The 25,978-nt window shown below is 67.5% G+C and carries 21 protein-coding genes; 10 read left to right on the top strand and 11 right to left on the bottom strand.

All coding sequences use genetic code 11. The features are described 5' to 3' along the window. The first annotated feature begins 62 nt into the window (after positions 1–62). The 3 genes from FOE78_RS13545 to FOE78_RS24570 all read left to right on the top strand — a co-directional run bounded on the left by FOE78_RS13545 (position 63) and on the right by FOE78_RS24570 (position 5,146). On the top strand, positions 63–257 hold the full coding sequence (locus FOE78_RS13545; RefSeq protein WP_143986755.1) for a hypothetical protein: 195 nt from the start codon (positions 63–65) through the stop codon (positions 255–257). Between the two features lie 134 nt (positions 258–391). Then, a complete protein-coding gene (locus tag FOE78_RS13540) occupies positions 392–2,140 on the top strand; it encodes a SulP family inorganic anion transporter (RefSeq protein ID WP_143986754.1) in 1,749 nt (582 codons plus the stop codon). A 252-nt stretch (positions 2,141–2,392) separates the two neighbouring features. Continuing rightward, positions 2,393–5,146 (top strand): helix-turn-helix transcriptional regulator, encoded by a 2,754-nt coding sequence (locus FOE78_RS24570; protein ID WP_168207511.1) that lies wholly within the window; start codon positions 2,393–2,395, stop codon positions 5,144–5,146. Between the two features lie 5 nt (positions 5,147–5,151). On the opposite strand, the gene FOE78_RS13530 is transcribed toward FOE78_RS24570, so the two are convergent. Continuing rightward, on the bottom strand, positions 5,152–6,180 hold the full coding sequence (locus FOE78_RS13530; protein WP_210414573.1) for a hypothetical protein: 1,029 nt from the start codon (positions 6,178–6,180) through the stop codon (positions 5,152–5,154). 59 nt (positions 6,181–6,239) lie between these two features. Between FOE78_RS13530 and FOE78_RS13525 the strand changes: the two genes are divergently transcribed. Then, positions 6,240–6,833: a TetR/AcrR family transcriptional regulator gene (locus FOE78_RS13525; RefSeq protein WP_210414572.1), complete on the top strand. Its 594-nt coding sequence runs from the start codon at positions 6,240–6,242 to the stop codon at positions 6,831–6,833. A gap of 139 nt (positions 6,834–6,972) precedes the next feature. Further along, on the top strand, positions 6,973–7,386 hold the full coding sequence (locus FOE78_RS13520; RefSeq protein WP_143986751.1) for a YkvA family protein: 414 nt from the start codon (positions 6,973–6,975) through the stop codon (positions 7,384–7,386). Between the two features lie 16 nt (positions 7,387–7,402). On the opposite strand, the gene FOE78_RS13515 is transcribed toward FOE78_RS13520, so the two are convergent. Then, positions 7,403–8,095 (bottom strand): hypothetical protein, encoded by a 693-nt coding sequence (locus tag FOE78_RS13515; protein ID WP_143986750.1) that lies wholly within the window; start codon positions 8,093–8,095, stop codon positions 7,403–7,405. 116 nt (positions 8,096–8,211) lie between these two features. After that, the gene (pdxT, locus tag FOE78_RS13510) at positions 8,212–8,829 is read right to left on the bottom strand and encodes a pyridoxal 5'-phosphate synthase glutaminase subunit PdxT (RefSeq protein WP_143986749.1); all 618 of its coding nucleotides are present in this window, start codon (positions 8,827–8,829) and stop codon (positions 8,212–8,214) included. A 42-nt stretch (positions 8,830–8,871) separates the two neighbouring features. Between pdxT and arr the strand changes: the two genes are divergently transcribed. After that, entirely contained in the window at positions 8,872–9,279 is a 408-nt protein-coding gene (gene arr / locus FOE78_RS13505) for an NAD(+)--rifampin ADP-ribosyltransferase (protein WP_143986748.1), read from the top strand. A 10-nt stretch (positions 9,280–9,289) separates the two neighbouring features. Here the strand turns inward: arr and pdxS are convergent, their stop codons facing one another. From pdxS to FOE78_RS24185, 3 genes are all read right to left on the bottom strand, one after another. Continuing rightward, positions 9,290–10,198, bottom strand: a complete 909-nt coding sequence (gene pdxS, locus FOE78_RS13500) for a pyridoxal 5'-phosphate synthase lyase subunit PdxS (RefSeq protein ID WP_143986747.1) — start codon at positions 10,196–10,198, stop codon at positions 9,290–9,292. A gap of 418 nt (positions 10,199–10,616) precedes the next feature. Next, entirely contained in the window at positions 10,617–11,633 is a 1,017-nt protein-coding gene (locus tag FOE78_RS13495; RefSeq protein ID WP_228265829.1) for a benzoate/H(+) symporter BenE family transporter, read from the bottom strand. Between the two features lie 12 nt (positions 11,634–11,645). Then, the gene (locus FOE78_RS24185; protein WP_228265828.1) at positions 11,646–11,816 is read right to left on the bottom strand and encodes a hypothetical protein; all 171 of its coding nucleotides are present in this window, start codon (positions 11,814–11,816) and stop codon (positions 11,646–11,648) included. 122 nt (positions 11,817–11,938) lie between these two features. Here FOE78_RS24185 and FOE78_RS13490 point away from each other — a divergent pair, with 122 nt between their 5' ends. Beyond that, positions 11,939–12,559, top strand: coding sequence for an XRE family transcriptional regulator (locus FOE78_RS13490; protein WP_210414571.1), 621 nt, complete (start codon positions 11,939–11,941; stop codon positions 12,557–12,559). A gap of 10 nt (positions 12,560–12,569) precedes the next feature. Here the strand turns inward: FOE78_RS13490 and FOE78_RS13485 are convergent, their stop codons facing one another. From FOE78_RS13485 to hisS, 3 genes are all read right to left on the bottom strand, one after another. Further along, a complete protein-coding gene (locus FOE78_RS13485; protein ID WP_228265827.1) occupies positions 12,570–14,021 on the bottom strand; it encodes a DUF2252 domain-containing protein in 1,452 nt (483 codons plus the stop codon). 46 nt (positions 14,022–14,067) lie between these two features. Next, positions 14,068–14,562 carry a hypothetical protein gene (locus FOE78_RS13480; protein WP_210414570.1) on the bottom strand — a complete coding sequence of 165 codons (495 nt, stop codon included), beginning with the start codon at positions 14,560–14,562 and terminating at the stop codon, positions 14,068–14,070. Between the two features lie 211 nt (positions 14,563–14,773). Beyond that, entirely contained in the window at positions 14,774–16,126 is a 1,353-nt protein-coding gene (gene hisS, locus FOE78_RS13475) for a histidine--tRNA ligase (protein WP_143986746.1), read from the bottom strand. Between the two features lie 137 nt (positions 16,127–16,263). Here hisS and FOE78_RS13470 point away from each other — a divergent pair, with 137 nt between their 5' ends. The 3 genes from FOE78_RS13470 (at position 16,264) to FOE78_RS13460 (ending at position 20,801) form a co-directional block, all read left to right on the top strand. Continuing rightward, a complete protein-coding gene (locus FOE78_RS13470) occupies positions 16,264–17,583 on the top strand; it encodes a DUF349 domain-containing protein (RefSeq protein WP_407662658.1) in 1,320 nt (439 codons plus the stop codon). A gap of 71 nt (positions 17,584–17,654) precedes the next feature. After that, positions 17,655–19,433: a glycoside hydrolase family 3 protein gene (locus FOE78_RS13465; protein ID WP_143986744.1), complete on the top strand. Its 1,779-nt coding sequence runs from the start codon at positions 17,655–17,657 to the stop codon at positions 19,431–19,433. 501 nt (positions 19,434–19,934) lie between these two features. Further along, entirely contained in the window at positions 19,935–20,801 is an 867-nt protein-coding gene (locus tag FOE78_RS13460; protein ID WP_143986743.1) for a DUF559 domain-containing protein, read from the top strand. A 354-nt stretch (positions 20,802–21,155) separates the two neighbouring features. On the opposite strand, the gene FOE78_RS13455 is transcribed toward FOE78_RS13460, so the two are convergent. Then, positions 21,156–23,390 carry a RelA/SpoT family protein gene (locus tag FOE78_RS13455; protein WP_228266213.1) on the bottom strand — a complete coding sequence of 745 codons (2,235 nt, stop codon included), beginning with the start codon at positions 23,388–23,390 and terminating at the stop codon, positions 21,156–21,158. Positions 23,391–24,838: 1,448 nt separating this feature from the next. Next, positions 24,839–25,975 (bottom strand): potassium channel family protein, encoded by a 1,137-nt coding sequence (locus tag FOE78_RS13450; RefSeq protein ID WP_143986742.1) that lies wholly within the window; start codon positions 25,973–25,975, stop codon positions 24,839–24,841. Positions 25,976–25,978: the final 3 nt, after the last annotated feature.

Genomic DNA, 25,978 nt, shown 5'->3' with positions numbered 1-25,978 from the left:
ACAAGATCAGCTGTGCGGTAGCAGACACCGAAGCGGCCACGACCAGGAAGGGGTAATTCGCGATGTCACAGGTTTCGAGCACCGATGACGGGCAGCCACTCCGTCCGGAGTCTCGCCGGTATCGTCCGGGTCCGCGGGCAGCCGTCACCACTCTTGAAGGGCTGCTCGCGATCGCCATCACCTTGGCCGTCGTCGCCGGCGTCTTCGGCGGTGCCGCCTATGCGATCATGAAGCTGCTCGATCACTTCCTGAAGTAAGGCCGTTCCGGCCCGATCCTGGTACCTCTTCGGCGGTCTCACCCGAGACGGGTGAGGTTGGCGAGCCGGTCGATGCTGTGTGCTGAGGTGTGGCCAATCCTGACACCGGTTCCGTGTCCCGGTCCGTGGCGCCGATGTCCTGGCTTCTGCCCTCGGTACGGGGCTACCAGAGGCGCTGGCTCCGCGGCGACGTGATCGGCGGCCTGGCGGCCGGAACGGTCGTCATCCCGCAAGCCATGGCGTACTCCACGATCGCCGGGCTGCCGGTGCAGATCGGTCTGTACACCTGCATGGCGCCGATGATCATCTACGCCCTGCTCGGTGGCGCCCGGGCGCTCAGCGTCTCCACCACCTCGACCATCGCGGTGCTGGTCGCCAGCACCATCGCCGGATTGCCGGACGCGGCCCATCGTTCGGCCGAGGACCTGCAGCGGGCGGCGTTCACGCTGACCTTCATGGTGGGCATCTGCCTGCTGTTGATGCGGCTGCTGCGGCTCGGTTCGCTGATCGAGATGATCTCCCCGGCCACCCTGACCGGCATCCGAGTCGGTGTCGGGCTCACGGTGGCCGCCAGTCAGTTGCCGGCGCTGCTCGGCATCGCCTCGCCGCCGAGCGACAGCGGCTTCTTCGGCAAGGTCGCCCACGCGATCGATCACCTGCCCCAGGCCGACCTGACCACGGTGCTGGTCGCCGCGGCGGCCATCGCCGTACTGCTCCTGCTGCGTCGGCTGGCACCGACGGTGCCCGGTCCGCTGGTTGTTGTGGCGGCCGGCATCCTGTTGGTGGCCACCACCTCGATCGCCGACCGCAGCGACGGACACGGCCTGATCCTGATCGACCACGTACCGACAGGCCTGCCGACGCCGTCGATCCCGGTGCCCGGAGACGTCGTCAGTCTGATGCCGGGCGCGATGGCCATTGCGGTGATGGCCTTCATGGAGACCGTTCTGGTCGCGCGCACGAATCGGCGCCGCGACGAGCCGCAGATCAACGTCGGCCAGGAGTTGACGGCCACCGGGGTGGCCTCGCTGGGCGGCGGGCTGACGCAGTCGTTGCCACCGGCCGGGGGCTTCTCCCAGTCGGCGGTCAATCTCCGGGCGGGCGCGCGCACCCAGCTGGCCCAATTGATCACCGCTGCGCTGGCGATCTTGGTCGCGTTGTTCCTGGCGCCGCTGCTGGACGATCTGCCCAAGGCGATCCTGGCCGCGATGGTGATCGTGGCGGTGATCGGGCTGCTCAGTCCGGCCGACTTCTTCCGGTACGCCCGCATCGACAAGGCAGAGTTGTGGGTGGCGATCGTGGTCGGCGCGATCGGGCTGACCGGCGGCATGCTGCTCGGGGTCGCGGTCGGTGTCATCCTCACCCTGGCACTGGTGGTGCGTCAGGTGAACCGCGCCCGAGTCCGGCCGCTCTATCCCGCCGCGAACGGGGGCTGGACGATCACCGAGCCGCCCGACCAGCCCGAGGATGATCATCAGAGGCGAGTGCCGCCGGAGGTCGTGCTGCTTCATCTCGACGGTGCGCTGTACGCCGGCAACACCCAGATCACCGCCGATGCGATCCTGCGGGCTGCTCGGACCTCGGACGACATCCGGTGGGTGGTGCTGGAGTGCGTGGCCGTCCATGCCGTCACGGTGCCGATGGTGGACATCCTCCGTGATGTCGCCGAGGATCTCGAACGGGACGGCAGCACGCTGATCCTGGCCGGCCTCGGGGCACAAGTCCGGGCGACGATGTCGCGGTCGCAGTGGTTCACCCAAACCGAACGCAGCGGCCTGGTCGTGCCCACTGTCGACGCCGCGATCCGGTTGGCCGCTGCGGGCGGTCCGGCCCAGCAACTGACCGACGCCGCGGCCGAGGACCAACAGCGCGACGCAGGATAAACATTGCAGCGCAAGGGCCGAAATACCCGTACACAAACAGAAATGTCGTGGGCACTTTCACCCAGTACGGACGATTCGAGTCTTGCCGTAGGCAGCGGGCTCCCAAGCCATTCCGGGCCGCCTGCTTTATAGTCTGAACCATGTCCCCGGCCATGCAGATCAGGCTGTCGACTCGCCTGGTGGCCAATTCTCTTGTCCCGTTACCGGCAGCACGATCTGATGCGGCGGCCCGATGAAACGGGGGAAATCCGAATGACTTTCGACCCGGACCCGCTCGGGGCGGACTCGGTACATTTCAGCCACAGTCTCCGACTGGAGCCGGGGACGCCGCCGCGCCTGCCGCGTGCCTATGTGCCCCGCGACTTCCTCTGGCAGCAACTCGACCGGGCAAGCGAGTCCGCGGTCACCGTGCTGGTCGCGCCGGGCGGATCCGGCAAGACCCTGGGCGTCGCCGGCTGGGTCCGGCGCCGGTTCGGAACGGTTGAGGATTCTGGTGTCGCGGAGGATTCGCGGGCTCCGTCACAGGTCATCTGGATCGACGGCGGGCTCAGCTGGGGTCCGCAGCGACTGGCAGCGGTGATCGATCGCGGATTGGCCGGTCTGCGGCAGACCGAGGGCGCCGACGAGATCTCGACGGTGGCGATGCGATCGGCGACCCGATCGGATCAACCACCGACCCTGGTGGTCATCGACGAGGCGCAGAAGCTTCCGTCGGCCGGTGTCCGGCTGATCGAGGATCGGCTCAATCGCGACCCAGGTTCCTTGCGCATCATGTTGCTCAGTCGGTGGGACCTGCTGCAGACCAGCCTGGTGCCGGAGTTGATGGGCGACCTGACGATCCTGCGCGGCGACGCGCTGCGGCTCAACGACGACGAGGCGACGTCCTTGATCAGCCAGCATGCCGGCACCTCCGACGCCGAGGTCGCCCGCGCGATCATCGGTCGCGCCGACGGCTGGTGTGCGGCGGTCGTACTCGCTGCCCGCGCAGTCCGGACCATGCCCGATCCGCTCGAGGCAGCTCACCAGTTCGCCCGCGGCGACGCCCGATTCGCCGATCGTGCGGCCAGCGAGGTGCTGTCCTCGCTGTCAACGCGTCAACGGCATCTGTTGCTCTGTGTTGCCGGTGAACGGCTGGTCAGCGGCGAGACGGCGTGCCACCTGTCGCGCGATCAGCGCGCCGGCGAACTGATGGCCGACCTGGCCGCCGACGGATTGTTGGTCACCCGGGTCAGCCGGCCGGCCGGCACGGCCGCGTCCTCGGACGACGCGCTGGACAACGCCTGGTATCGGATCCACCCGCTGCTGGCCGAGGTCGTACGCCGTCGGCTGGCCGTCGGCGGCGTCGACGTGGAACAGGCACGTGGCACGGTGGCCCGCGCGGTCTCTCTCGATCTGGCCCGGGACATCACCGACCGGGCCTTCGAGCGGCTGGTGCTGATCAATCGGATCGAGCAGGCGGCCGAACTGCTCGCGGCCGACGGCGTGAGCATGGTGGCCTGCGGACAGGGCCGGGCCATCGCACGGTTCGTCCGCCGCCATCCGGAGCTGGTGGACGTCGATCCGCGGACCTGGTTCCCGATCGCCTTGGAGCGCTGGGCGGCCGGCGACGTCGATGCCGCCAGGCACTGGCTGGACCGCATCATCGCCGAAGCGTCCGATCGGGCAGGCGTTGTGGAGACGGCCTCGGCACGGCTGATGCGCGCGCGGCTCGGGCTGGAATCGATGCAGCAGGCCGTCGCCGCCGGTCAGCAGCTGGTGTCCTGGATCGAACCCGGTGCCGAGCGCAACGACGTTGCCCGGACCGCGTCACTGGCCGTGCTACTGATCGAACTCGGGGCCACCCAGAACTGGCTCGGTGACCTGGACCGGGCGGAGCTCAATCTGACGGCGGCGATCGGGCTGTGCCGCACCAGCAGCCGGCTGTTCCCGCTGACGGCGGCGGCCAAGAGCATGCTGGCGCTCACCCACTACATGCTGGGTCGCGAACACACCTGCGGCGAACTGGCCGCCGAGATCAACGCGGATCATCCGTACCAACCGGACGAGGTCAGCTCCACCCGGGCGGCACTCGCGGTGCGACTGGCTCGGTCGGCCGACGTCGCCTGGTTGCGTGATCCGGTCGACGGCGAACCGCCGCTCGGACGGCAGCACCCGGCGGATCTGTGCGCCTTGTTCTGGGCCCGGATCTACGAGTCCAGGATTCGTGCCTCAGCGACCTCGCTGACGGCGGCCGAGGAGTTGCTCGCTCAACCGTTGCCACTGCCGGTAGCCGACGAACTGCCGCTGCATCTGCGCGCCGTGACCCTGATCGAGCGCGGCTGCCTGGCCTGTTTGGCCGGCGACGGCGATTGGCTCCGGCAGGGCGAGTCGAAGCTCCGCGGGCTGGGGTTGGACGGCGAGGCCGCACTGATGAGCGGCTTCCGCGCCGACCTGGCCGGCGATCGGCGGGCCGCGGTGGACGCCTTCGAAACCTGTGTCGACTCGGCGTCCGGGACCCGTAACACCCGGGCGATCGCGATGGTCTGTTCGGCCCAGCTGCTGGACGAACTGGGCGAATCGGAACGGGCGTTCGAGTGGCTGCGCCGAGCGGCGACCGAGACGGCCGTACGTCGCAACGCACTCCCCTTCATGGGCTGGTGTCGTCAGGGCACGCCGATGCAGGACCTGCTCGCAGCCTTGCGGCAGCGTACGTCGCTGCCGTGGGTCGACGAACTGGCCGACGCCCTCGCCGGACTACCCGATCTGACGGTGCGGACGGCATCGCGGACCGCGACCCCCCGGGAACGGGCGAGCGCCACCGAGGTACCGGTCCGGCCCACCCTCAGCGCCCGGGAACGGGACGTGCTGCGTGAGCTGGCCCGGGGTGCCACCTACGCCGACATCGGCGCCGAGCTGTTCGTCTCCGAGAACACGGTGAAGACCCACGTCTCCAACCTGTACGGCAAACTCGGTGCTTCCCGCCGCAGCGAGGCCCTGAGCATCGCGAGAGGCCTGCACCTGTTGTGACGCGCTCAGCGGATGCCGAAGATGCGGACGAACATCGGGGTGTCCAGCAGGGTGTGCGGAGCGATGGCGTGGTAGGCCCAGACATGGGTCCAGGCGTTGGCGGTACGGATGGTGATGTACGCCTTGAACATCCCCGGTCCGCCGTAGAACAAGATCGCGAACAGCAGTGACAGGACGGCGTCGGACGCCGTGGCGAAGTTCGTCCAACCGTCCATCACATGCAGTCCGGCGTAAGTCAGGCCGCCCAGTGCCACCGTCGCCGGCAGCGAACCGGTGAGCTTGAGGTAGCGCGGCAACAGGATCGCGTACACGAAGATCATCGTCGGGGCCACCGTGCCGGCGAAGCACAGGGCGAACGTGAGCGGAGCGCCGAGCAGGATCTGCCGCGGATCAAGATCAAGAACTGACTGTGATGCGGTCAACAACTGGACCGCCGACTCCAGCACCAAGATCACCACGATCAACCGCAGATCGGCCCGGCGATCGCTGGATCGCAAGCCGAGTTGAGTTGTGGAGTAACGCCGTCGAAAGATGATCAACGGGATCAGCGCATAGCAGATCAGGTTGTAGACCGACCAGCCGATCGCCTCGGCCGGCACCACCGGCTGCCCGGTCCTGATCACCATGCCGTCCAGATGGAAGCCGAAGGCATGCCACCCCAGCGAGCGGCCGACGACCAGGCCACCGAGCTGAGCGAGCACGCCATAACCCAGCAGGGCAAAGGTTTCGCGGGCAGCTCGAGATCTGTCCGGTGCTCTGCCGGCAAGATCGGGAACGGTTCGGTGCCGGGTCATCAGCCGCACGACCACCATCAGGCCGAAGACCTCCAGCAGCATCAGATTGGGCCGCAGCAAGGTCTGGGCGGTCGGTGGCTCGGCCAGCGAGGACGCCCGAAAGGGAAGGTGTCCGGAACCGAGCAGCAGCACGACGCCGTTCAGGCACAGCCAGCAGGCCGCGATGATCATGATGGTTCGTCGCCGGTGTTTTGTGGTTGTCCTGACCGGACCACCGGCCGAGGTGTCGAGCCGAGTCATGCCGATATCATACGACTGTATTAGTACGTGTGTATGAGTTTTTCGGTAGGATGATCGCCATGACCACGACGACCCACCGGTCCGTACTGGACGCGGTGATCAGGATCATCGCCGAACGGGGCCTGGACGGCGTCAGCATCCGCGAGGTCGCCGGGGCCGCCGGTGTGTCGATCGGCACCGTGCAGTACTACGGCCGCAGCAAGGACGATCTGCTCGTTGCTGCCTTCGAGGACGTCGTCGAGACCATCGGCACCCGCTGGTCCGCCGAGGCGGCGAAGGGGAAGGTAGCGGTCGCACTCCGGGACGCGATCATGGCGAACCTGCCGTTGGACGAGGAACGAGCCCGTGAAGGTCGCGTCTACATCGCATTCCTCGCCCGCGCGGCCGTCGATCCGCGACTGGCGGCTGTCCAGCAACGCTTCCTGGCAGCGCAGCGGACGGCGTGTGCACAGGGGTTCCGGATAGCCGTCGACCGCGGCCAGGCGCAGCCCGGGCTCGATCCGGTCCGCGCCGCAGCAACCACCGTCGCCCTGGTGGACGGCCTGCTGGTGCAGCTGCTCACCGACCCCAGCGGCCTGTCGCACGCACTGGTGCTCAAGATCATCAAGGATCACCTCGCGCGCTACCTGCTCCCCCGCTCCCACCGAAGATGATCGTGAATCTCACCGGGCCGAGCACGGCGCAAGGGGCGCTGTCGAGTACCGATTCCAGCAGCCGCACCAGGCTCTGAGCTTGTTGACGGGCCGGCAACTCGCTTGAATTGTCGCTGGGCGTGGCACGTGAAGGAGCGCGATGTGGTGGCAGCTGATCATCTCGGTGGCGGCCGGGCTGGCTGTCGTCTATCTGCTGCTGCTCGGCCTGCTCTGGTGGAGTGCGCGCCGGTCCGGCGATCGGGTACGCCTGCGCGAGGGCCTTCGGCTGTTGCCGGATCTGATCCGGCTGCTGCGCCGACTGGCCGCAGACCCGGACCTGCCGACCGGCGTCCGGGTGCGCCTGGTCCTGTTGCTGGCCTACCTGCTCTGCCCGATCGATCTGGTGCCCGACTTCGTCCCGGTGCTCGGCTATGCCGATGACGCAATCGTCGTCCTGATCGCACTGCGTTCGGTGACCCGCCGGGCCGGTCCCGACGCGCTGGACCGGCATTGGCCGGGCACTCCCGAGGGCCTCGCGGCGGTACGTCGCTTCGCCGGGCTGCCGGCCGGTTGACGGTGACGCCGTCCGATCACCCGGCTCGTACGGCATAGAGGCCGGGCGTCTGCTCGGGCTGCTCGACCACGCGTACCTGATGATCATCACCCGGCAGCATCAGGTCGGCCTGGCGGACCTGGCCGGTGGACAGCTCGGCCACCACCCGAACGCGGTGCCCGGTCAGCCGGCCGTGCCCGCGGCCGATCCCGGTCCACTGCGAGCCACGAATGCTCAACCGGGCTTCGGCTCGCGGCCAGTCCCCCACCGAGATCAGCACCGCTTCATGCTGGCGGAGCCGGGACGCCAACCTGGAGGCCTGATGCTGGGTGACCTGCTGCGGTGCTCGGACCACGATCACTCCCAGCACGTCCGCCAACGCCGCGGTGACTTCCAGCCACGCTTCCCCCGGCTCGGGCACCAGCACCGTACGCTCCAGCTCGACACCCAGCTCGGCCGCTGCCTCCAGGCCGAAATCCGGCATCCCGATCACTGCGGACCAGGCTCCGGCTCCGGACGGTCCCGCCATCGCGAGCATCGCCAGCACCGGCCGGTCCACCGCATAGCTGGCCCCGGTCCGGAGCCGGAGCAACTCGGCCAGCGCCGGCACCGTCGGCAACGGCTGGGAGACCGAGGTGCCCTGCATCCGGTGCATCCGCTGCCGCAGCTCCTGGATGTGCGCGAGCTTCTGCTCGGCACTCTGGGCGGTGGACAGGGAGGTGACGGTCACCCCTCCATATTCGAACGCAACTTCGTATGAGTCAAGTCGGTCCAGCGGTAAGAATGTCGGAGCAGATTGCACTCACCCCCGGTTATCTCCGGGTAGAGCTCATCTGCTCCGACGTTTTACCCACTACACATTCGCAAGAAGTAGGCGTGCAGTCGCAGATCATCGGCCACCTCCGGGTGGAACGAGGTGGCCAGCAGGTTGTCCTGGCGGACGGCGACGATGGCGCCCTCGCCGGTGGTGTCGTGCTGGTGCGGGACCCGGCCGAGCACGGTGACGGTGCTGCCGACCTTCTCGACCCAGGGTGCCCGGATGAACACCGCGTGGAAGGGCCGATCATGATCATCGCCGAGGTCGAGCGGGATGTCTGCCTCGAACGAGTCCAGTTGCCGGCCGAAGGCGTTGCGCCGGACGGTGATGTCCAGTCCGCCGAAGGTCTGTTGATCATCAACGCCGTCCAGGATCCGATCGGCGAGCATGATCATCCCGGCACAGGAACCGTAGGCGGGCAGACCGCTGCGCAGAGCCGCGATCAGCGGTTCGCGGAGTCCGAAGATCCGTGACAGCTTGTCGATGGTGGTCGATTCGCCGCCGGGGATGATGATGCCGTCGAGTTGATCAAGCTCCTCCGGCCGGCGTACCGGGACACCTGTCGCACCCAGGGATGTCAACGCCTGAAGGTGTTCGCGGACATCGCCCTGCAGCGCGAGCACCCCGATCCGTGCCGTGATGAGCATGACGTCACGATAGTCCGCGGCGCGAGCAGATAGCCTGTGACGGTGAGCGAGCCACTGGACCCGGGTCCGTTCTTTCACGGTACGAAGGCCGATCTGCAGATCGGAGACCTGCTCACCGCGGGTTTCCGATCCAACTACCGGCCCGAGGTGGTGATGAACCACATCTACTTCACGGCGCTCCGCGACGGCGCCGGTCTGGCCGCCGAAATCGCTGCCGGCGACGGCGAACCGCGGGTGTACGTGGTCGAACCGACGGGCTCGTTCGAGGACGACCCGAACGTCACCGACAAGAAGTTTCCCGGCAATCCCACCCGCTCCTACCGCAGCGTGCACCCGATCCGCATCGTCGGCGAAGTGCACGACTGGACCCGACTGACTCCCGAAGCCCTTCAGCAATGGCGCGACCGACTGGCCACGATCGCACAGGAGCGCGGCGAGATCATCAACTGATCCGCCACGCTCACCAGCCGCGTTCGGCCAACCGGTGCGGCTGCGGGATGTCGTCCACGTTGATGCCGACCATCGCGTCACCGAGACCACGGGAGACCTTGGCGATCATGTCGGGGTCGTCGTGGAACGTGGTCGCCTTGACGATCGCGGCGGCACGCTGGGCCGGGTTTCCAGACTTGAAGATGCCGGATCCGACGAACACCCCTTCGGCGCCGAGTTGCATCATCATGGCCGCGTCGGCGGGAGTGGCGATGCCGCCGGCGGTGAAGAGTACGACCGGAAGCTTGCCGTTCTCGGCGATCTCGCGGACCAGATCGTACGGGGCCTGAAGTTCCTTGGCAGCAACGTAAAGCTCGTCGGGTGACATCGATCGGAGCCGATTGATCTCGGCCCGGATCTGGCGCATGTGGGTGGTCGCGTTGGACACGTCACCGGTGCCGGCTTCGCCCTTGGACCGGATCATGGCCGCGCCCTCGGTGATCCGCCGCAGCGCCTCGCCGAGGTTGGTCGCGCCGCAGACGAACGGCACCCGGAAAGCCCACTTGTCGATGTGGTTGGCATAGTCGGCCGGGGTCAGCACCTCGGACTCGTCGACGTAGTCCACCCCCAGCGACTGCAGCACCTGCGCCTCGACGAAGTGCCCGATCCGGGCCTTGGCCATCACCGGGATGGAAACCGCAGCGATGATCTGGTCGATCAGGTCCGGGTCGCTCATCCTGGCGACCCCGCCCTGCGCGCGGATGTCGGCCGGCACCCGTTCCAACGCCATCACCGCGACCGCCCCGGCGTCCTCGGCGATCTTGGCCTGATCGGCGGTGACCACGTCCATGATCACGCCGCCCTTCAGCATCTCCGCCATGCCGCGCTTGACCGGTGTGGTCCCGGTGCGCTGCCCGGTCGATTGAACGGTGTCGGTCATCTCGTCTCCTGCTGCTGATCTGTCCGTCTGGTCCTGACACCTGCAGTCTTGTCCCACCTGCGCGGGAATTGGATACCCAGGAGCAGTCCAATTCTGATCGGGTGGACATTAGGCGGTTGGTGCCTTGCTCATCGTCCGACAGCGGATGATCAAGCAACCGGGGTCCTGAGCTTGTCGAAGGACCGAGACTCGCGCGGGTGCGACCGGCCGCATCCCTGACGTACTTCCTCTCCCAACCGCGGTGGGAACGAACGCCCCACAGCACCCGGACCGCGCCCGTTCTCGTCGCTGGGTGGAAAACGAACGCCGGACAGCACCCGGACCGCGCCCGTTCTCGTCGCTGGGTGGAAAACGAACGCCGGACAGCACCCGGACGCGCCCCGTTCTCGTCGCTGGGTGGGAACGAACGGTGGTGGGCTCAGCTCGTACGGCGGCGGCCCGGGGTACGCGTGCGGAGCAGCAGCCGAAGCAGGAGGCCCGCGACCAGGGCCCAGAAGGCGGAGCTGATGCCGAGCACGGTGACACCGGATGCCGCCACCAGGAAGGTGATGGCGGCCGGAAGTCGTTCGTCGGCACGTTCCAGCGCGGACGCGATCGAGGATGCCAGGGTGGGGATCAGAGCGATGCCGGCGACCGCGGCGACCACACCGGCTGGGGCCAGCGTGACCAGGGTGGCGAAAGCGGCCGAGCAGAGGCCGAGCACCAGATAGCTCACGCCGGCGGAGTAGGCGGCCACCCAGCGACGATTCGGATTCGGGTCGGCTTCGGGTGCAGCAGCCAGCGCGGCACTGATCGCCGCCAGGTTGATCGCGTGCCCGCCGAACGGAGCGGCGACGATGGTACTGGCTCCGGTGATCAACATCGACGGTCGCCACGGCACCTGGTAGTCGTACGAGCGCATCACCGCAACGCCGGGCAGATTCTGCGACGCCATGGTGACGATGTAGAGCGGCACCGCAATCCCGATCATCGCCGGCGTGCCGAAGTGCGGCAGGGTCAGCTCCGGGTGCGGGAACAGCCGGCTCACCGACGGCATCGTGCCGTGGTCGAGCAGGCTGATCATGATCACCACCGCAGCGGTCGCGAACGATGCCGGCACGGCCCAGCGTGGCGCGAGTTTGAGCATGATCAACCAGCACAGCAGCACCGGCCCCACCGCCAGCGGTTGTCGAACGACCGCGGTGATCGGCTCCAGGCACAACGGCAGCAGTACGCCGGCCAGCATCGCCTGCGCGACCGAGGTCGGGATCCGGCCGATCAGTTCGGACAGCCGCGGCCACAAGCCGGTGATCATGATCAGGACGCCGGTCACCGCGAACGCCCCGACCGCGGCCGACCAACCACCGCTGATCGCGCCGCTGCCGGCCAACAAGGCGGCACCCGGTGTCGACCAGGCGATGGTGATCGGCATCCGGAATCGGCGTGCCAGCAGCATCGTCGCCAGCCCCTACAGCACGGTGAGCGCCAGCAAACCGGATGCGGCCTGGCCCGGCGTCGCACCCACCGCGCGCAGTCCGGACAGCACGACCGCGAAGGAACTGCTGAAACCCACCAGGACGGTGACCACACCGGCGCCGATCGGGACCGCGATCGGTACGTCGGTACGGGTTAGACTCATTTCATCTCCGTTCCGTGAACAGAACGTTCTGCGAACGGAACCTACAACAGGTTGCAGCGATGCCGGAATTCAGGTCGACGAGATGCCTCGACCGCCGGCGGATCAGCGGGAGGGTGGGCGCGATGGCGGGAACCGCATCGGCGGTCGGGCGGCGGCTGCAGCAAGCACGAACCCGACGCGCGGGCGCGATGGCGGGAACCGCATCGGCGGTCGGGCGGCGGCTGCAGCAAGCACGAACCCGACGCGGATTGTCGCTGTCCGAGCTGGCGCGGCGAGCCGGGATCGGCAAGGGCTCGCTGTCCGAGATCGAGGCCGGAGGGCGCAATCCGACCCTGGAAACCCTGTATGCGTTGAGTTTGCCGCTGCAGTTGCCGATCACTGCGTTGGTCGGTGAGACCGGCCGATCAAACGTCTCCGGGCACGACGAGGGCCCGGTGATCATCGCGGATTCCGGCATGATCGCCATCACTCTCGACGTACGCCATCAGCCGGACGGCAGCGTGGTCGAGGTGTTCCGACTCGAGTTCCCGGACGGCTGCGAGCACGAGTCCCCCGCCCACGGCCCCGGGGTTCGCGAGACCCTCACGGTCAGCCGGGGTACGTTGCGCGTCGGTCCCATCGGCCGGCTCCGCTCGGTCACGGCCGGCCGGACCAGAAGCTGGCTGAGCGATCGCGCACATCGCTACCGCGCCCCGGACGGTCCCGCCGAGGCCGTGGTGGTGATCATCTCCCAGCCGACCTGAAGGGAACGAGTCAGCGGGGTCGGAAAGCGGATGCGTCGGCGTCGAGGGCGCCCTCGGGCGCGGGCAGCTCGCCACGGCGTACGGCCTGCAGCAGCCGAGCATGATCAGCCTCCGTCTGATCCGCGTACGCCGCGGCGAACCGACTCAGCGCATGGTCGAGTTTGTCGCTGGAGCCGACGTAGCCGGCGATCATCGATGCGCCGCTCGTCCGCGCGTGCCCCTTGGCGAGCAGGTGCCCGACGATGCCGGCGTAGTCAGTCAGCGCCGGCACGTCGATCGAGTCCAGTCCGATGCTCCCCTTCATGTTCCGGAACTGGCGTACGTAGTACTGCCGCTGCCCCACCGATGTCCAACCCAGCAAGGGATCGCTGACAGTCTGCAGCGCCTGCTGGTATTCGGCCACCCGCTGACCTTGATGATCATGCCAGGCCGAATCACCGTGTACGTAGGGCGCCAGCACCGACCGGCGCGCCTGTTTCAGCTGCAGGAAGACCACATCGCCGGGAGAACTTCCTTCCAGCAAAGCGATATAGGCGCGAAGTCCGACGCTGCCCACGCCCACCACCTTGTGTGCGACGTCGATCAAGGTGTAACCGCCGAGGGTACGGCGCCACTGCGGCGGAATCGTGTCCAGGTAGTCGTCGAGAGCCTCGGCCACCGCCTCGTACTCCTCGGCCGGCAGCCGAGTGATCAACGGCGGCTCCTCGACGATCTGCCGGTGACCATGGTGTTCGCGGGTGAAGCGCGGCAGCGCCCGGTCACTGGTACGGCGCCGAGCCCGTCGGACGGCACGGTCGATCTCGGCCTGCAGACTCGCCTCATTGGCGGTGTCCTGCAGGCGTTCGACATCCAGCCGACTGTAAGCGCGCTTCATCAACGGCTCGTCGGCCAGGAACCGGACCTCGTTCCGGTAGGCCGCAACACAGGATCGGACCGCGTCGGCGCACTGGTCCTCGCGGGCGCCGTTTTCCCGGCCGGCCACCCAGATGCTGGCCACCAGTCGACGCAGATCCCACTCCCAGCAGCCCGGATGGGCCTCGTCGAAGTCGTTCAGGTCGATCACCAGTTCACCCTCGGGCGAGGCGTAGAAGCCGAAGTTGCCCAGGTGCGCGTCGCCGCCGATCACCGGCATGATCCCGGTCGCCGGCAGCGCGGCGACGTCGGCGGCCATCACGATCGCGGTGCCGCGCAAGAACCCGTACGGAGAAGAGATCATCCGGCCGACCCGGATCGGGATCAACTCGGCGACCCGGCCCTGATGCGACAAGTTGATCAAGGAAATCGGATCGGCACGATCGGCCGGCGGCTGCCATTCACCGAGCGCTGAGCGCGGTACGGCAGATCGCAGACCACGGCCGATGGCGTAGCGTTCCCTGCGCGAGGTGGGCCGCTGCCGCAGCGAGAAGAACGACTCGCTCTGCACCGACGGCAGCACCACATGCCTGCGTGCCGCCTTCACCACGTCGACCTCCAACAGGCTCGGCTCGGCGGTGTGATCGCCCGCTCACTCAACGATTGTCGCGCTTGGCCTGCCGGCGGACACCCTTGGCCCGGGAATCGGCGTCCTTCTTCAGCCCGCCGGTGGTCTTCTGGTGAACTCGGGCCCGCCCCTTCGGCGTGGCGGGCTGTTTCGGCGGCGGCGCGGCCGGGCCCGAACCGTTGCTGCGCGCGGCTTCGATCCGCTCAGCCTTCAGCTCAGCTGCGGCCTGCTTCGCCGCTGCCGCGACCTGGCGACTCACCCGTGCCAGCGCGTCCTCGAACACCTCGGCCTTGTCCCGGTCGCGCTGGTTCTGTCCGTACGCCTTACCCCGGCCGCCGACCTCGCCCACCTTCTCGGCGGCCCGCCGGCGATAGAGCTTGCTGTACTTGTTGCGGGCGCGGCGGACGCGTGCATGCAGCTCGAGAAGATCATCTTCATCCAGCCCCGACAACTGGTCTCGCTCGGTCTCGGCGAGCAGCTGGCGCTCCGCCTCCGACATCGTCCTGATCATGGCCTGCCGCATGTCGACTCCTTTGCCGCGGGGATGCTGGGCCCTCGGAATGCTGGGCCCGGATGCTGCGCCGATGGGATTACGGGCCTGACTCTATCCTCGAACGTGCCGCCGCAACCATCCGCCGGTGATCATGATCAACAACTGACCATGATCACCGCCGGTTCGGTTCCGTCCAGGACCATGATCAGCGGTGAGGCGCCGAGCCACCGAGCCGCCATGATCAGGATCGTTCGGACCAGACCGAGATGATCCGCGGATGCAGGTCCTGATCGTCCGGCTGCCAACGGGCCGGGTCGGCCGGCAACTGTTCACCGGTACGGATGTCCTTGACCTCGCCGCCCGCGTCGGCCGAGGTGAACCAGACGTACGGAATCGAGCGCCGGTCGGCATAGCGGATCTGCTTGCCGAACTTGTCCGCCTTCGGCGCGACCTCGGCGGAGATGCCCCGTTTGCGGAGTTTGCCGGCGACGCTGATCGCCTGTCCGCGGGTCTCCTCCGACTCCACCGCGACCAGCACACAGGTCGGCACCGGCCGACTGGCGGTCAGATGTCCCTTGGCCAGCAGGGGAACAAGCGTCCGGGTCACCCCGAAGCTGATCCCGACCCCGGGATAAGTGGTCCTGCCGTCGCTGGCCAGCGCGTCGTAGCGGCCGCCGGAGGCGATCGAGCCGAGCGACTCGTAGCCGACCAGCTCGGTCTCGTACACGGTGCCGGTGTAGTAGTCCAGGCCGCGGGCGATCTTCAGATCGGCGACCATCCGGCCGGGCACCTGCTCGGCCGCTGCCCGGACCACGGCTGCCAACTGCTCCAGGCCGGTCTCCAGCAATTCGTTGCGCACACCGAGGGCACGGACCCGGTCGACGAACGACTCGTCGGCGGTGCTGATCTCGGCCAGCGCCGTACACGACTTGGCCTGGGCGTCGGACAGCCCGAGCTCGGCGATCAACAGCTCGCGGACCGAGTCCGGCCCGATCTTGTCGTACTTGTCGACGATCCGCAGCACACCGGCGATGTCGCTGATCTCCAAGCCCAGATAGAAACCCTGCGCCAATCGGCGGTTGTTCGCCCGCATCAGCACCGGCGGCAGACCAAGATCACGATGCAGCCGCTCGAGCGCGTCCAGCAGCACCAGCGGCAGCTCGACGTCGTGGTGGTCGGCCAGCGCGCCGTTGCCGACGATGTCGATGTCGGCCTGGGTGAACTCGCGATAGCGGCCCTCCTGCGGCCGTTCGCCGCGCCACACCTTCTGGATCTGGTAGCGGCGGAACGGGAACTGCAGATGGCCGGAATTCTCCAGCACGTAACGGGCGAACGGCACCGTCAGGTCGAAGTGCATACCCAGCTCGTCGGTCGCATCATCTGCGGCGTGCAGCCGGCGTACGACGTAGACCTCCTTGTCGATCTCCTCGCCGCCCTTGTTCAGCCGATCCAGCGGCTCGACCGCGCGGGTCTCGATCGACGCGAAGCCATGCAACTCGAACGTCCGCTGCAGCTGTTGCAGCACATGCTGCTCCACGATCCGAGCCTCGGGCAGGAACTCGGGAAATCCGGACAGCGGTTTGGGACGCGGCACGACGACTCCGGCTCACTTTCTGATCATCATCTGAGCTGTTGTTGCCGCTGAGCGTACGTTGTCCGGCGGCCTGACCACCAACCGGTTGGGCGGCGACGACGAGCCGGACCTGAGCCCGGGCAGGAGGGTCGACCGTGATCGGATCGGATGCACTTCCCCAGCCGGTCGGACTATCGGGCAGGATGGTCCCCATGAGCGAAGACGCACAGGGCGCCGCCGCAGCGGTTCCCCCTGCCTCTTTCGGCCGTGTTGACGCCGATGGAACGGTGTACGTCCGCACCAGCGATGGTGAGCGTGCCGTCGGCCAGGTGCCGGATGTCAGTGCCGACGAGGCATTGGCCTTTTACGTACGCCGGTACACCGCGCTCGAACTCGAGGTCTCCCTGCTCGAGCGCCGCGTCCGTGGAGGCAATCTGTCCCCCGACGATGCAGCAGCCTCGATCCGTACGGTGCGCGAAACCGTCCAGACGGCCAACGCGGTCGGCGATCTGGACCGGTTGACCGGTCGGCTGGACGGGCTCTCGCCGCTGTTGGAGGAACAGCGCGCCGCTCGCAAGGCCGAACGCAGCCGCCAGCACGACGAGACGTTGGCGGCCAAGGAACGCTTTGTGGCGGAGGCCGAGCGGTTGGCACAGAGCAACGACTGGCGCGGCGGCGTGAACCGGTTCCGGTCACTGCTGGACCAGTGGAAGCAATTGCCTCGGCTGGACCGGGCCACCGACGACGCGCTCTGGCACCGCTTCTCCAGTGCCCGGACCACGTACACCCGTCGGCGCAAGGCGCAATTCGCCCAGCAGGCCGAACGCCGGGAGGCGGCCAAGGCCGCCAAGGAGGAGATCATCGCCGAGGCGGAGAAGCTCGCCGACTCCACCGAATGGGGGCCGACCACCGGTGCCTTCCGCAACCTGATGTCGCGCTGGAAGGCGGCCGGCCCGGCTCCGCGTGAGGTGGAAGAGGAGTTGTGGCAGCGCTTCCGCGGCATCCAGGACCAGTTCTTCGCCGCCAAGCAGCAGGCGCTGAGCGAGCAGGACGCCGAATTCCGGGACAATCAGCAGGCCAAGGAGGCTTTGCTGGACGAGGCGGAGAAGCTGCTTCCGGTGACCGACCTGAACGCGGCGAAGGCCGGCTTCCGCGATTTCCTGGACCGCTGGGCCGAGATCGGCAAGGTGCCGCGGGAGGCGATGCGGCCGCTGGACAACCGGATGCGTGCGGTGGAGAAGGCCATTCGCGACGCCGAGGACGAGCGTTGGCGGCGTACCAATCCCGAGGCCAGGGCCCGGGCCGAGGACACCGCGGCGAAGCTACAGGATCAGATCTCCTCCCTGGAGGAGAAGGCCGACAAGGCCGAGGCCCGCGGCGACCAGCGCGCCGCCAGGGACGCCCGGGACAGTGCGGCCACCTACCGGCAGTGGCTGGAACAGGCCGAACAGACTGCCAGTGAGTTTCGACCCGACTAACACCCCGACTTGTCAGCGTCAGAGGGCGCTATAGCGCGTCCTGTCGCTGACAACTCGGTGGAGGAGGACACATGGACAACGATGTTCAGTTTCCGTATCAGGATCCGGCGTTGCCGGTACGGCAGCGGATCGGCGATCTGCTGGAGCGGATGACCTTGGAGGACAAGGCCGGGCTGCTCTTCCACACCATGGTCCGACCGGGCTCCCCCGATTCCCTGGCAGCCGACGACGACTTCGGACTGCCGTCGCCGGCCACTCTGCTCCGCGAGCGCCGGATGAACCACTTCAACCTGCTCGGTGCCGCCGGCTCGGCCCGCGAACTGGCCCAGTGGCACAACGCCGCGCAACGGCTCGCGGCCGAGGTCGGTCTCGGCATCCCGATCACCTTCTCCACCGATCCGCGGCACGCGTTCACCGACAATCCGGGCGCCGCGATGATGAGCGGCCCGTTCAGTCAGTGGCCCGAACCGATCGGTCTGGCAGCGATCGGCGATCCCGAACTGGTACGGCGTTTTGCCGACATCGCGCGGCAGGAGTATCTCGCGGTCGGGCTCCGGGTGGCGCTGCATCCGCAGATCGACCTCGCCACCGAGCCGCGCTGGGCCCGGATCTCCGGCACCTTCGGCGAGGACGCGGCACTGACCGGCGAGCTCGGAGCCGCCTACGTCCGCGGTTTCCAGGGCGAACGGCTCGGTCCCGATTCCGTATCCACCATGATCAAACACTTCCCGGGCGGTGGGCCGCAGCTGGACGGCGAGGACCCGCACTTCAGCTACGGCCGCGAACAGGTCTATCCGTCCGGCAACTTCGACTATCACCTGCGCCCGTTCCGGGAGGTGCTCGCCGCCGGTGCGTCGCAGGTGATGCCCTACTACGCGATGCCGGTCGGAACCGACCATCCGGAAGTCGGCTTCTCCTTCAACAAGTCGGTGGTGACCGGCATTCTCCGTACGGAGCTGGGTTTCGACGGCATCGTCTGCACCGACTGGGGCCTGCTCACCGACGACGAGATCATGGGTCAGCCGATGCCCGCACGGGCCTGGGGCGTGGAGCACCTGAGCTGCGAAGACCGCGCTTTGATGATCATGAACGCGGGTGTTGATCAATTCGGTGGCGAGGCCTGCCCGGAGTTGATCATCAATCTGGTCCGGTCCGGCCGACTCGGTGAAGATCGTCTCGACATCTCGGTCCGCCGACTGCTGCTGGAGAAGTTCCGGCTCGGCCTGTTCGACGACCGCCGCTTTGTCGATGCCGAGGCCGCTGCCAGCGTCGTCGGTCGAGACGACTTCCGTACGGCCGGCGACGGCGCCCAGCGCAGATCCCTTACCCTGTTGACGAATCACGACCTCGACTCGGCTCCGATTCTGCCGCTGAAGCCGGGACACAACCTTTACTTGGAGGGTGTCGATCCGGAGTTGGCATCCGGCTACGGCACCCCGGTGGACGCGCCGCAGGATGCCGACGTCGCGCTGATCCGACTGAGCGCACCGTACGAGCCGCGGACCGGCGGCTTCGAGTCGTTCTTCCACGCCGGCTCGTTGGCCTTCGATGATCATGAACGCGACCGGATCACGGACCTCTGCCGCACCGTGCCGACGATCGTGATCATCCACCTCGACCGACCGGCCGTGATGGGTGAGATCATCGACGCCGCCGCAGCGGTGGTCGCCGACTACGGCGCCAGTGACGCGGCCGTACTGGACGTGATCACCGGGGCCGCCCAGCCGCAGGGACGGCTGCCCTTCGACCTTCCCCGCTCGATGGCCGCGGTCGAGAACAGCGACCCCGACGCCCCCTTCGCCACCGAGGATCCGATCTTCCGCTTCGGCCACGGCCTGCGCTACGACTGAGCCGACTCCACGCGCCGAATTCAGAACCGCACGATCCCGTCGCGCCCGGGAGCGCCTCGCCGCCACCGACCGCCCTCCTCGAAATTCCCGCACGTGCTGGAAATTCCGGGCCGGATCGTGCTGCGGACGCCCAAAATCCGGCACGTACCGGAAATTCCGGACCTGACGTGCTGCCGACGCCCGAAAATCCGGCAGGTGCTGGAATCTCCGGAGGACCCTCCTGTCGACACCCGAAAACCCGGCACGTGCTGGAAATTCCGGACCTGAACGTGCTGCCGACGCCCGAAAATCCCGCACGTGCCGGAAGTTTCCGCCCAGCGATTGCAGCGCAGGGTGTCTCCCGAAGTGGCGAGGTGTTGTCCGTACGGGGCAGGTGTCGTCCGTTGCCCTGTTGGGGCTGCGCCATCAGGTCTGGCGGCCCATGCTGACGGAGTGCGTCTTCGACCAATTCACCCCGACGGCAGGCATCCTTTTCGACGAGCCGAAGCCATTCTGGATGGAGTGTCGGACGAGGACTTGTCCGGCCCTGCATACAGACGGGTGCTCCACGGCGTCTACGTCACATCGGCCGTCCAGAACAACTTGCGCGAGCGTGCCCGGGCCGCGCTGCACGTTGCCGCGCCCGGTGCATATGTGAGTCACCACACTGCCGCCAGCATCTGGGGCGGGATCACACCGTCGGAGTCTCGCATCCACATCACGGTGCCTGCCGACGGCTACCGCAATCAACGGCGCGGGGTGGTCGTGCATCAGTATCGCGAACTCGATGCGGACGTTCGTACCGTGGCGAAGATTCGGATCTCCTCGCCAGCACAATGCTTCTGTGAGCTCGCGACGAATGGATTGAGCTTGGTGGACCTGGCCGTACTCGGGGACTCGCTGGTTGCGGCCGAAGTCGTTACGAGTGACGAGTTGATCAAGATGGCTGACTCCTGGCCAGGACGGGGTGCGAGGACCGCCAGCCGAGCAGCCCGCATGGTTCGAGCCGGCACCGATTCGCCTCCGGAATCGAAGCTTCGCATGCTGATCGTGCTGGCCGGACTTCCGGAGCCGGTCGTGAACTACATCATCCGACACGAGAACGGCGATTGGAAGCTGCGATTCGATCTGTGCTACCCGGAACTCATGATCTTGGTCGAGTACGACGGCGAACACCACAACACCGATCCGCGCCAATGGGCCCGCGATCTCGAGCGGCGTGAGTACCTCGAGCGATTGGGGTGGCGCATCATCGTGATCCAGAAGAATCACCTGTACCAGGCTCCCGAGCAGGTAGTCACCAGAATCCGCCAAGCCCTTCTCGATCGCGGCCTGCCCAGTTCAAGGTGTCGGATACGTCCGCGCTGGATGACCGAATTCGCCGCTTGAAGGGTTCTCGCCGCGCGTCGTCCAACCTTGGTCCGGTCGCGCCGTCGATCGGCCTACCGCTTATCGACTGGTCGCTTCATCCTCGCAGCAGGCCCACCTCTGCCGTCAACGCCCGAAAATCCCGCATGTGCCGGAAAATCCAGGCACGACCCGCTACCCCGCGCCCGAAAATCCCCCACGTGCCGGCAAATCTAGACCCGACCCACTACCAAACACCCGAAAATCCCCCACGTGCCGGAAAATCCGGACCCGGATGTGCGAACGGGACGAATGCAGCGGAGCGGAACCTGGACGGTGGACCTGGAGTCTGCCGGACGCACGTGTGCCGCGGGAGTTGGAGCGCGGGCGCCGAGGTTACTGGCTGATCCGATACGCGTCGAAGACTCCGGGGATGCCGCGGACCGCCTGCATCACATGATCAAGATGGGTCGGGTCGGCGGTCTCGAAGGTGAACTTCGCCTTGCAGATGCGATCCTTCGAGGTGTTCAGCGCCGCTGACAGGATGTTGACATGCTGGTCCGACAGCACCCGGGTGATGTCGGAGAGCAGCCGGTTGCGATCCAGCGCCTCGACCTGGATCGCCACCAGGTAAGCACTTTGCGACCCCGGGGTCCAGACCACGTCGACCAGCCGCTCGGCCTGCTGCTTCAGGTTGGCCGCGTTCACGCAGTCCGTACGGTGCACCGAGACACCGGAGCCGCGGGTGATGAAACCCATGATGTCGTCGCCCGGCACCGGCGTACAACACTTGGCCAGCTTGACCCACAGATCGGTCGCGCCGACCACCTCGATGCCGGCCTCACTGCCGCCGCTCTTGCGCCGACGCCGGCCGGTGGCGACCCGGTCCTCGCTGGTCTCGTCGACCGCGGACTCCTCGCCGCCCTCGACGCTGATCAACCGGTTCACCGCGGCCGCGGCGCCGACGTTACCTTCCCCGATCGCCGCGTACAGCGCGTCCACGTCGGCCAGCCGGAAGTGGTTGGCCACCGAGGTCAGGTGCTCGACGGTGAGCAGCCGCTGCATCGGCAGCCCCGCCTTGCGCAGGTGCCGGGCCAGGATGTCCTTGCCCTGCTCGATCGACTCCTCGCGACGTTCCTTGGTGAAGTAGTGCCGGATCTTGTTCCGGGCCCGCGGGCTCTTCACGAACGAGAGCCAGTCCCGGCTCGGCCCGGCACCCTCGGCCTTGGAGGTGAACACCTCCACCACGTCGCCGTTGGACAGCACCGACTCCAGTGGCACCAGCCGGCCGTTCACCCGGGCGCCGACACAACGGTGCCCGACCTCGGTGTGGATCGCGTACGCGAAGTCGACCGGGGTCGCGCCGGACGGCATCGAGATCACGTCACCCTTCGGCGTGAAGCAGAACACCTCGGAGGAGTTGATCTCGAACCGCAGCGAGTCCAGGAACTCCCCCGGATCGGCGGTCTCACGTTGCCAGTCGAGGAGCTGACGCACCCAGACCAGGTCGTTGCTGTTGCCCCCCGGACCGTTCGACTTCGCCGGCGTCGGCGCGCCCTTGCCGCCCTGCTTGTACTTCCAGTGGGCAGCCACGCCGTACTCGGCCCGCCGGTGCATATCCTCGGTCCGGATCTGCAACTCGACCGGCTTGCCGCCCGGCCCCAGCACGGTGGTGTGCAGGGACTGGTACATGTTGAACTTCGGCATCGCGATGTAGTCCTTGAACCGGCCGGGCAGCGGGTTCCAGCGGACATGCATCACGCCGAGGGCGGCATAGCAGTCACGGGGAGTCTCGACCAGGATCCGCAGGGCGACGAGGTCGTAGATCTCGTTGAACTCGCGGCCCCGGACCACCATCTTCTGGTAGATCGAGTAGTAGTGCTTCGGCCGGCCGGTGACGGTGGCCTTGATCTTGGCCGCCTTGAGATCCGCGGTGACCTCGTTGATCACCTTGCTGAGGAATTCGTCCCGCTTCGGCGCGGCCTCGGCGACCAGCCGGACGATCTCGTCGTACACCTTGGGATGAATGGTGGAGAAACACAGGTCCTCCAGCTCCCACTTGATCGTGTTCATGCCCAGCCGATGGGCCAGCGGTGCGTAGATCTCCAGCGTCTCGGTGGCGATCCGGTTCTGCTTGTCCGGCCGCAGGTGATGCAGTGTCCGCATGTTGTGCAGCCGGTCGGCGAGCTTGATCACCAGCACCCGGATGTCGCGGCTCATCGCCACGATCATCTTGCGGATGGTCTCCGACTGCGCGCTCTCGCCGTACTTGACCTTGTCCAGCTTGGTCACGCCGTCGACGAGCAGCGCGACCTCCTCGCCGAAGTCGCGGCTCAGCTGACTCAGCGTGTACGGGGTGTCCTCGACCGTGTCGTGCAGCAGCGCGGCACACAGCGTCGCCTCGGTCATGCCGAGCTCGGCCAGGATCTGGGTGACCGCCAGCGGGTGGGTGATGTAGGCGTCGCCGCTCTTGCGCAGTTGCCCGCGGTGCAGCTTCTCGGCGGTGGCGTAGGCACGGGCCAGCAACGCGGTGTCGGCCTTGGGATGGTTGGCGCGAACCGTACGGAACAGCGGGTCCAGTACGGGAGTCTGTGGCCGGCCGCTGCCGAATCGGGCGATCCGCTGCCGCATCCGTACGCGGGGATGTTCCGGCCCGGTCGCCAGCCGGACCGGTACCGCCACGCTGCCGTTGTCGGGTGAGCTGTTGGGTTTGTCCGGCGACCCGGTGCTGTCGGAATCGGAGCTGCTGGCGTGCATCGTGCCGGTGTCCGACGCGGCGCGGTTGCCGGGGGCGGCCGCGCCGTCGTGGTCGAGCGCTGCGCCGCGCTGGGCTGCGGAGTCGGTCGGGTTCTGCGGCCTGCTGTCCTGCGGCTGGGCACCAGGTTCGGGCGCAGCCGTACCCTCCGGCCGGCCCGCAGCTGCGGCCGGCCGGTCAATCGCCGGATCAGGCGTCTGGTCGCCCTGTTGTGATCCGACGGCGGTTGCAGGCTCGTTCAATTCCGACCCCTTCGACGCCTCGACCGGATGTGTCTTTCGCCAGAACTCAGCAACATGCCGAACGCTCGGCTCCACCTCGCGGCGGGCGACGTCCTCGGCATCCTCCCGGTCGGCGATCCGTCCCAATTCTGGGGTCGGTCACCGGCTGTCGGGCACTGGTTCACTCGACAGTTCCAACACGATTGACGGTGAGTCTAATTCCCCGCCACAGCCGCCGTCATCCGGTGCCCTCTCACCCGTCCTCCGAGCCCCCTCAGCTCGGCCCAGGCCCGCATCGAGGACGGATTTCAGGAGGTTCCGCTCTAACGGGTCGGGGTATGGGTGCACACCCTCCTGCAATCCGCGCCTGGGGCTCGCCGGACGAATTGAACCCTCGCGTCCAGGACAGTTCCAGGAGGTTCCAGTCATGTCGGGCCCGGTATGGGTGCGTACCCTCCTGCAATCCTGCCCGGGTGCGTTGGACAGGGCCTGGTCCCAGGCTTCCAGCACGCGTATCAGGAGGTTCCGCTCGTACGGAGCTGGGTTATGGGTGCACACCCTCCTGCCATCCCGCTCGCGGCGCGCTTGGCCGGGGCATGGGGCCAGCTTCCAGGACGGATTTCAGGAGGTTCCGATCATGTGGGGCCCGGCATGGGTGCGTACCCTCCTGCAATCCTGCCCGGGGTGCGCTGGACCGGGCTGGCACGTGGCTTCCAGAACGGATTTCAGGAGGTTCCGGTCATGTCGGGCCGGGTATGGGTGCGTACCCTCCTGGAATCCGGCTCGCGGCGCGCTTGGCCGGGCATGGGGCCAGCTTCCAGGACGGATTTCAGGAGGTTCCGATCATGTGGGGCCGGGTATGGGGTGCACACCCTCCTGCAATCCGACGCCCGGGGCTCGCTGGATGAGTTGGGCCCTCGCGTCCAGGACAGTTCCAGGAGGTTCCGGTCATGTCGGGCCCGGTATGGGTGCATACCCTCCTGGAATCCTGCTCGCGGCGCGCTTAGCCGGGCTCGGAGCCGGCTTGCAGGAAGAATCCCAGCGGTTCCGCTCGTACCGGGTCGGCTAGGGGTGCGCACCCTCCTGATCTGAATCGGGGTGCACTAGGACGCTGCGGTTCGGCTGCGCTCGTGTTCGCCGGCGGACTGCCGTACGACCACCAGCCGATCTCCGGTCTCCAGCTTGCTCACGGTCGGGTCGTAATAGCGGCGCAGGGTCTTGTTGCGTACGACGCCGAGCACACGTTCGTCGGTGATCTCCGACGGGCTGCGGCCGACCTCGTCGGCGGTCACCTGGCGTTCGACGATCTCGAGTCCGGCCTCGGCGGCGAGTAGGTCCTCGATCACCGTGCCGAGGTTCGGGCTGATCGAACTCAGCCCGACCACCCTGCCGACCGCCTCGGAGGAAGTGATCACCGAGTCGGCGCCGGACTGGCGCAGCAGCAGCGCGTTCTCCTCCTCGCGGACCGCGACCACGATGTGCGCACCCGGATTCATCTGCCGGGTGGTCAACGTGACCAGGATCGCCGAGTCGTCCCGGTCCAGGGTGATGATCACCTCGCGCGCCTTGCTGATCTCGGCCCGGCGGAGGATGTCGCGGCGGGTGGCGTCGCCCTGGATCGCGGCGTACCCCTGCAGGTTGGCCTCGGCGATCACCGCCGGCCGGCCGTCGATCACCACCACCTGGCTGGCGTCCACCGTGCTGTCGGTCAGGGTCTGTACGGCGCTGCGGCCCTTGGTGCCGAACCCGATCACCACGACGTGGTTGCGCATCCTCTTCCTCCAACGAGAATCCAGCAAGATCCGCCGGCCCTGGGTGGCGAGCACCTCCAGGGTGGTGCCGACCAACAACACCAGGAACGCGATCCGCAACGGTGTGATCAGGGCGGCGTTGATGATCCGGGCATGCGGCGCGACCGGCGTGATGTCGCCGTACCCGGTGGTGGTCAGGGTGACGGTGGCGTAGTAGATCGCGTCCACCAGCGACACCGAGCCGTCGGCGGTGTCGCTGTACGCGTCCCGGTCGACGTAGACCAGCACGACCACGACCGCCAGCAGCGACAGCGCCAGCAACCCGCGCAGCGCCAGCTGCCGGCCGGGAGAGATCTGCCGCTCCGGCAGCCGAACCAGGATCGGGTTGCTCCAGCCGGCACGACGACGCCGCGCGGCCGCCCCGTGTTCACCGGGCCAGTCGGGGGCGTCAGCGAAATTGGGGGCGTCGGGGCGGTAGCTCTCGAACATCGC

It is taken from the genome of Microlunatus elymi (genome assembly GCF_007362775.1).
GTDB lineage: Bacteria > Actinomycetota > Actinomycetes > Propionibacteriales > Propionibacteriaceae > Microlunatus > Microlunatus elymi.
The sequence above is the reverse complement of the archived record's forward strand: the minus strand, read 5'-3'. Positions and strand labels throughout refer to the sequence as shown.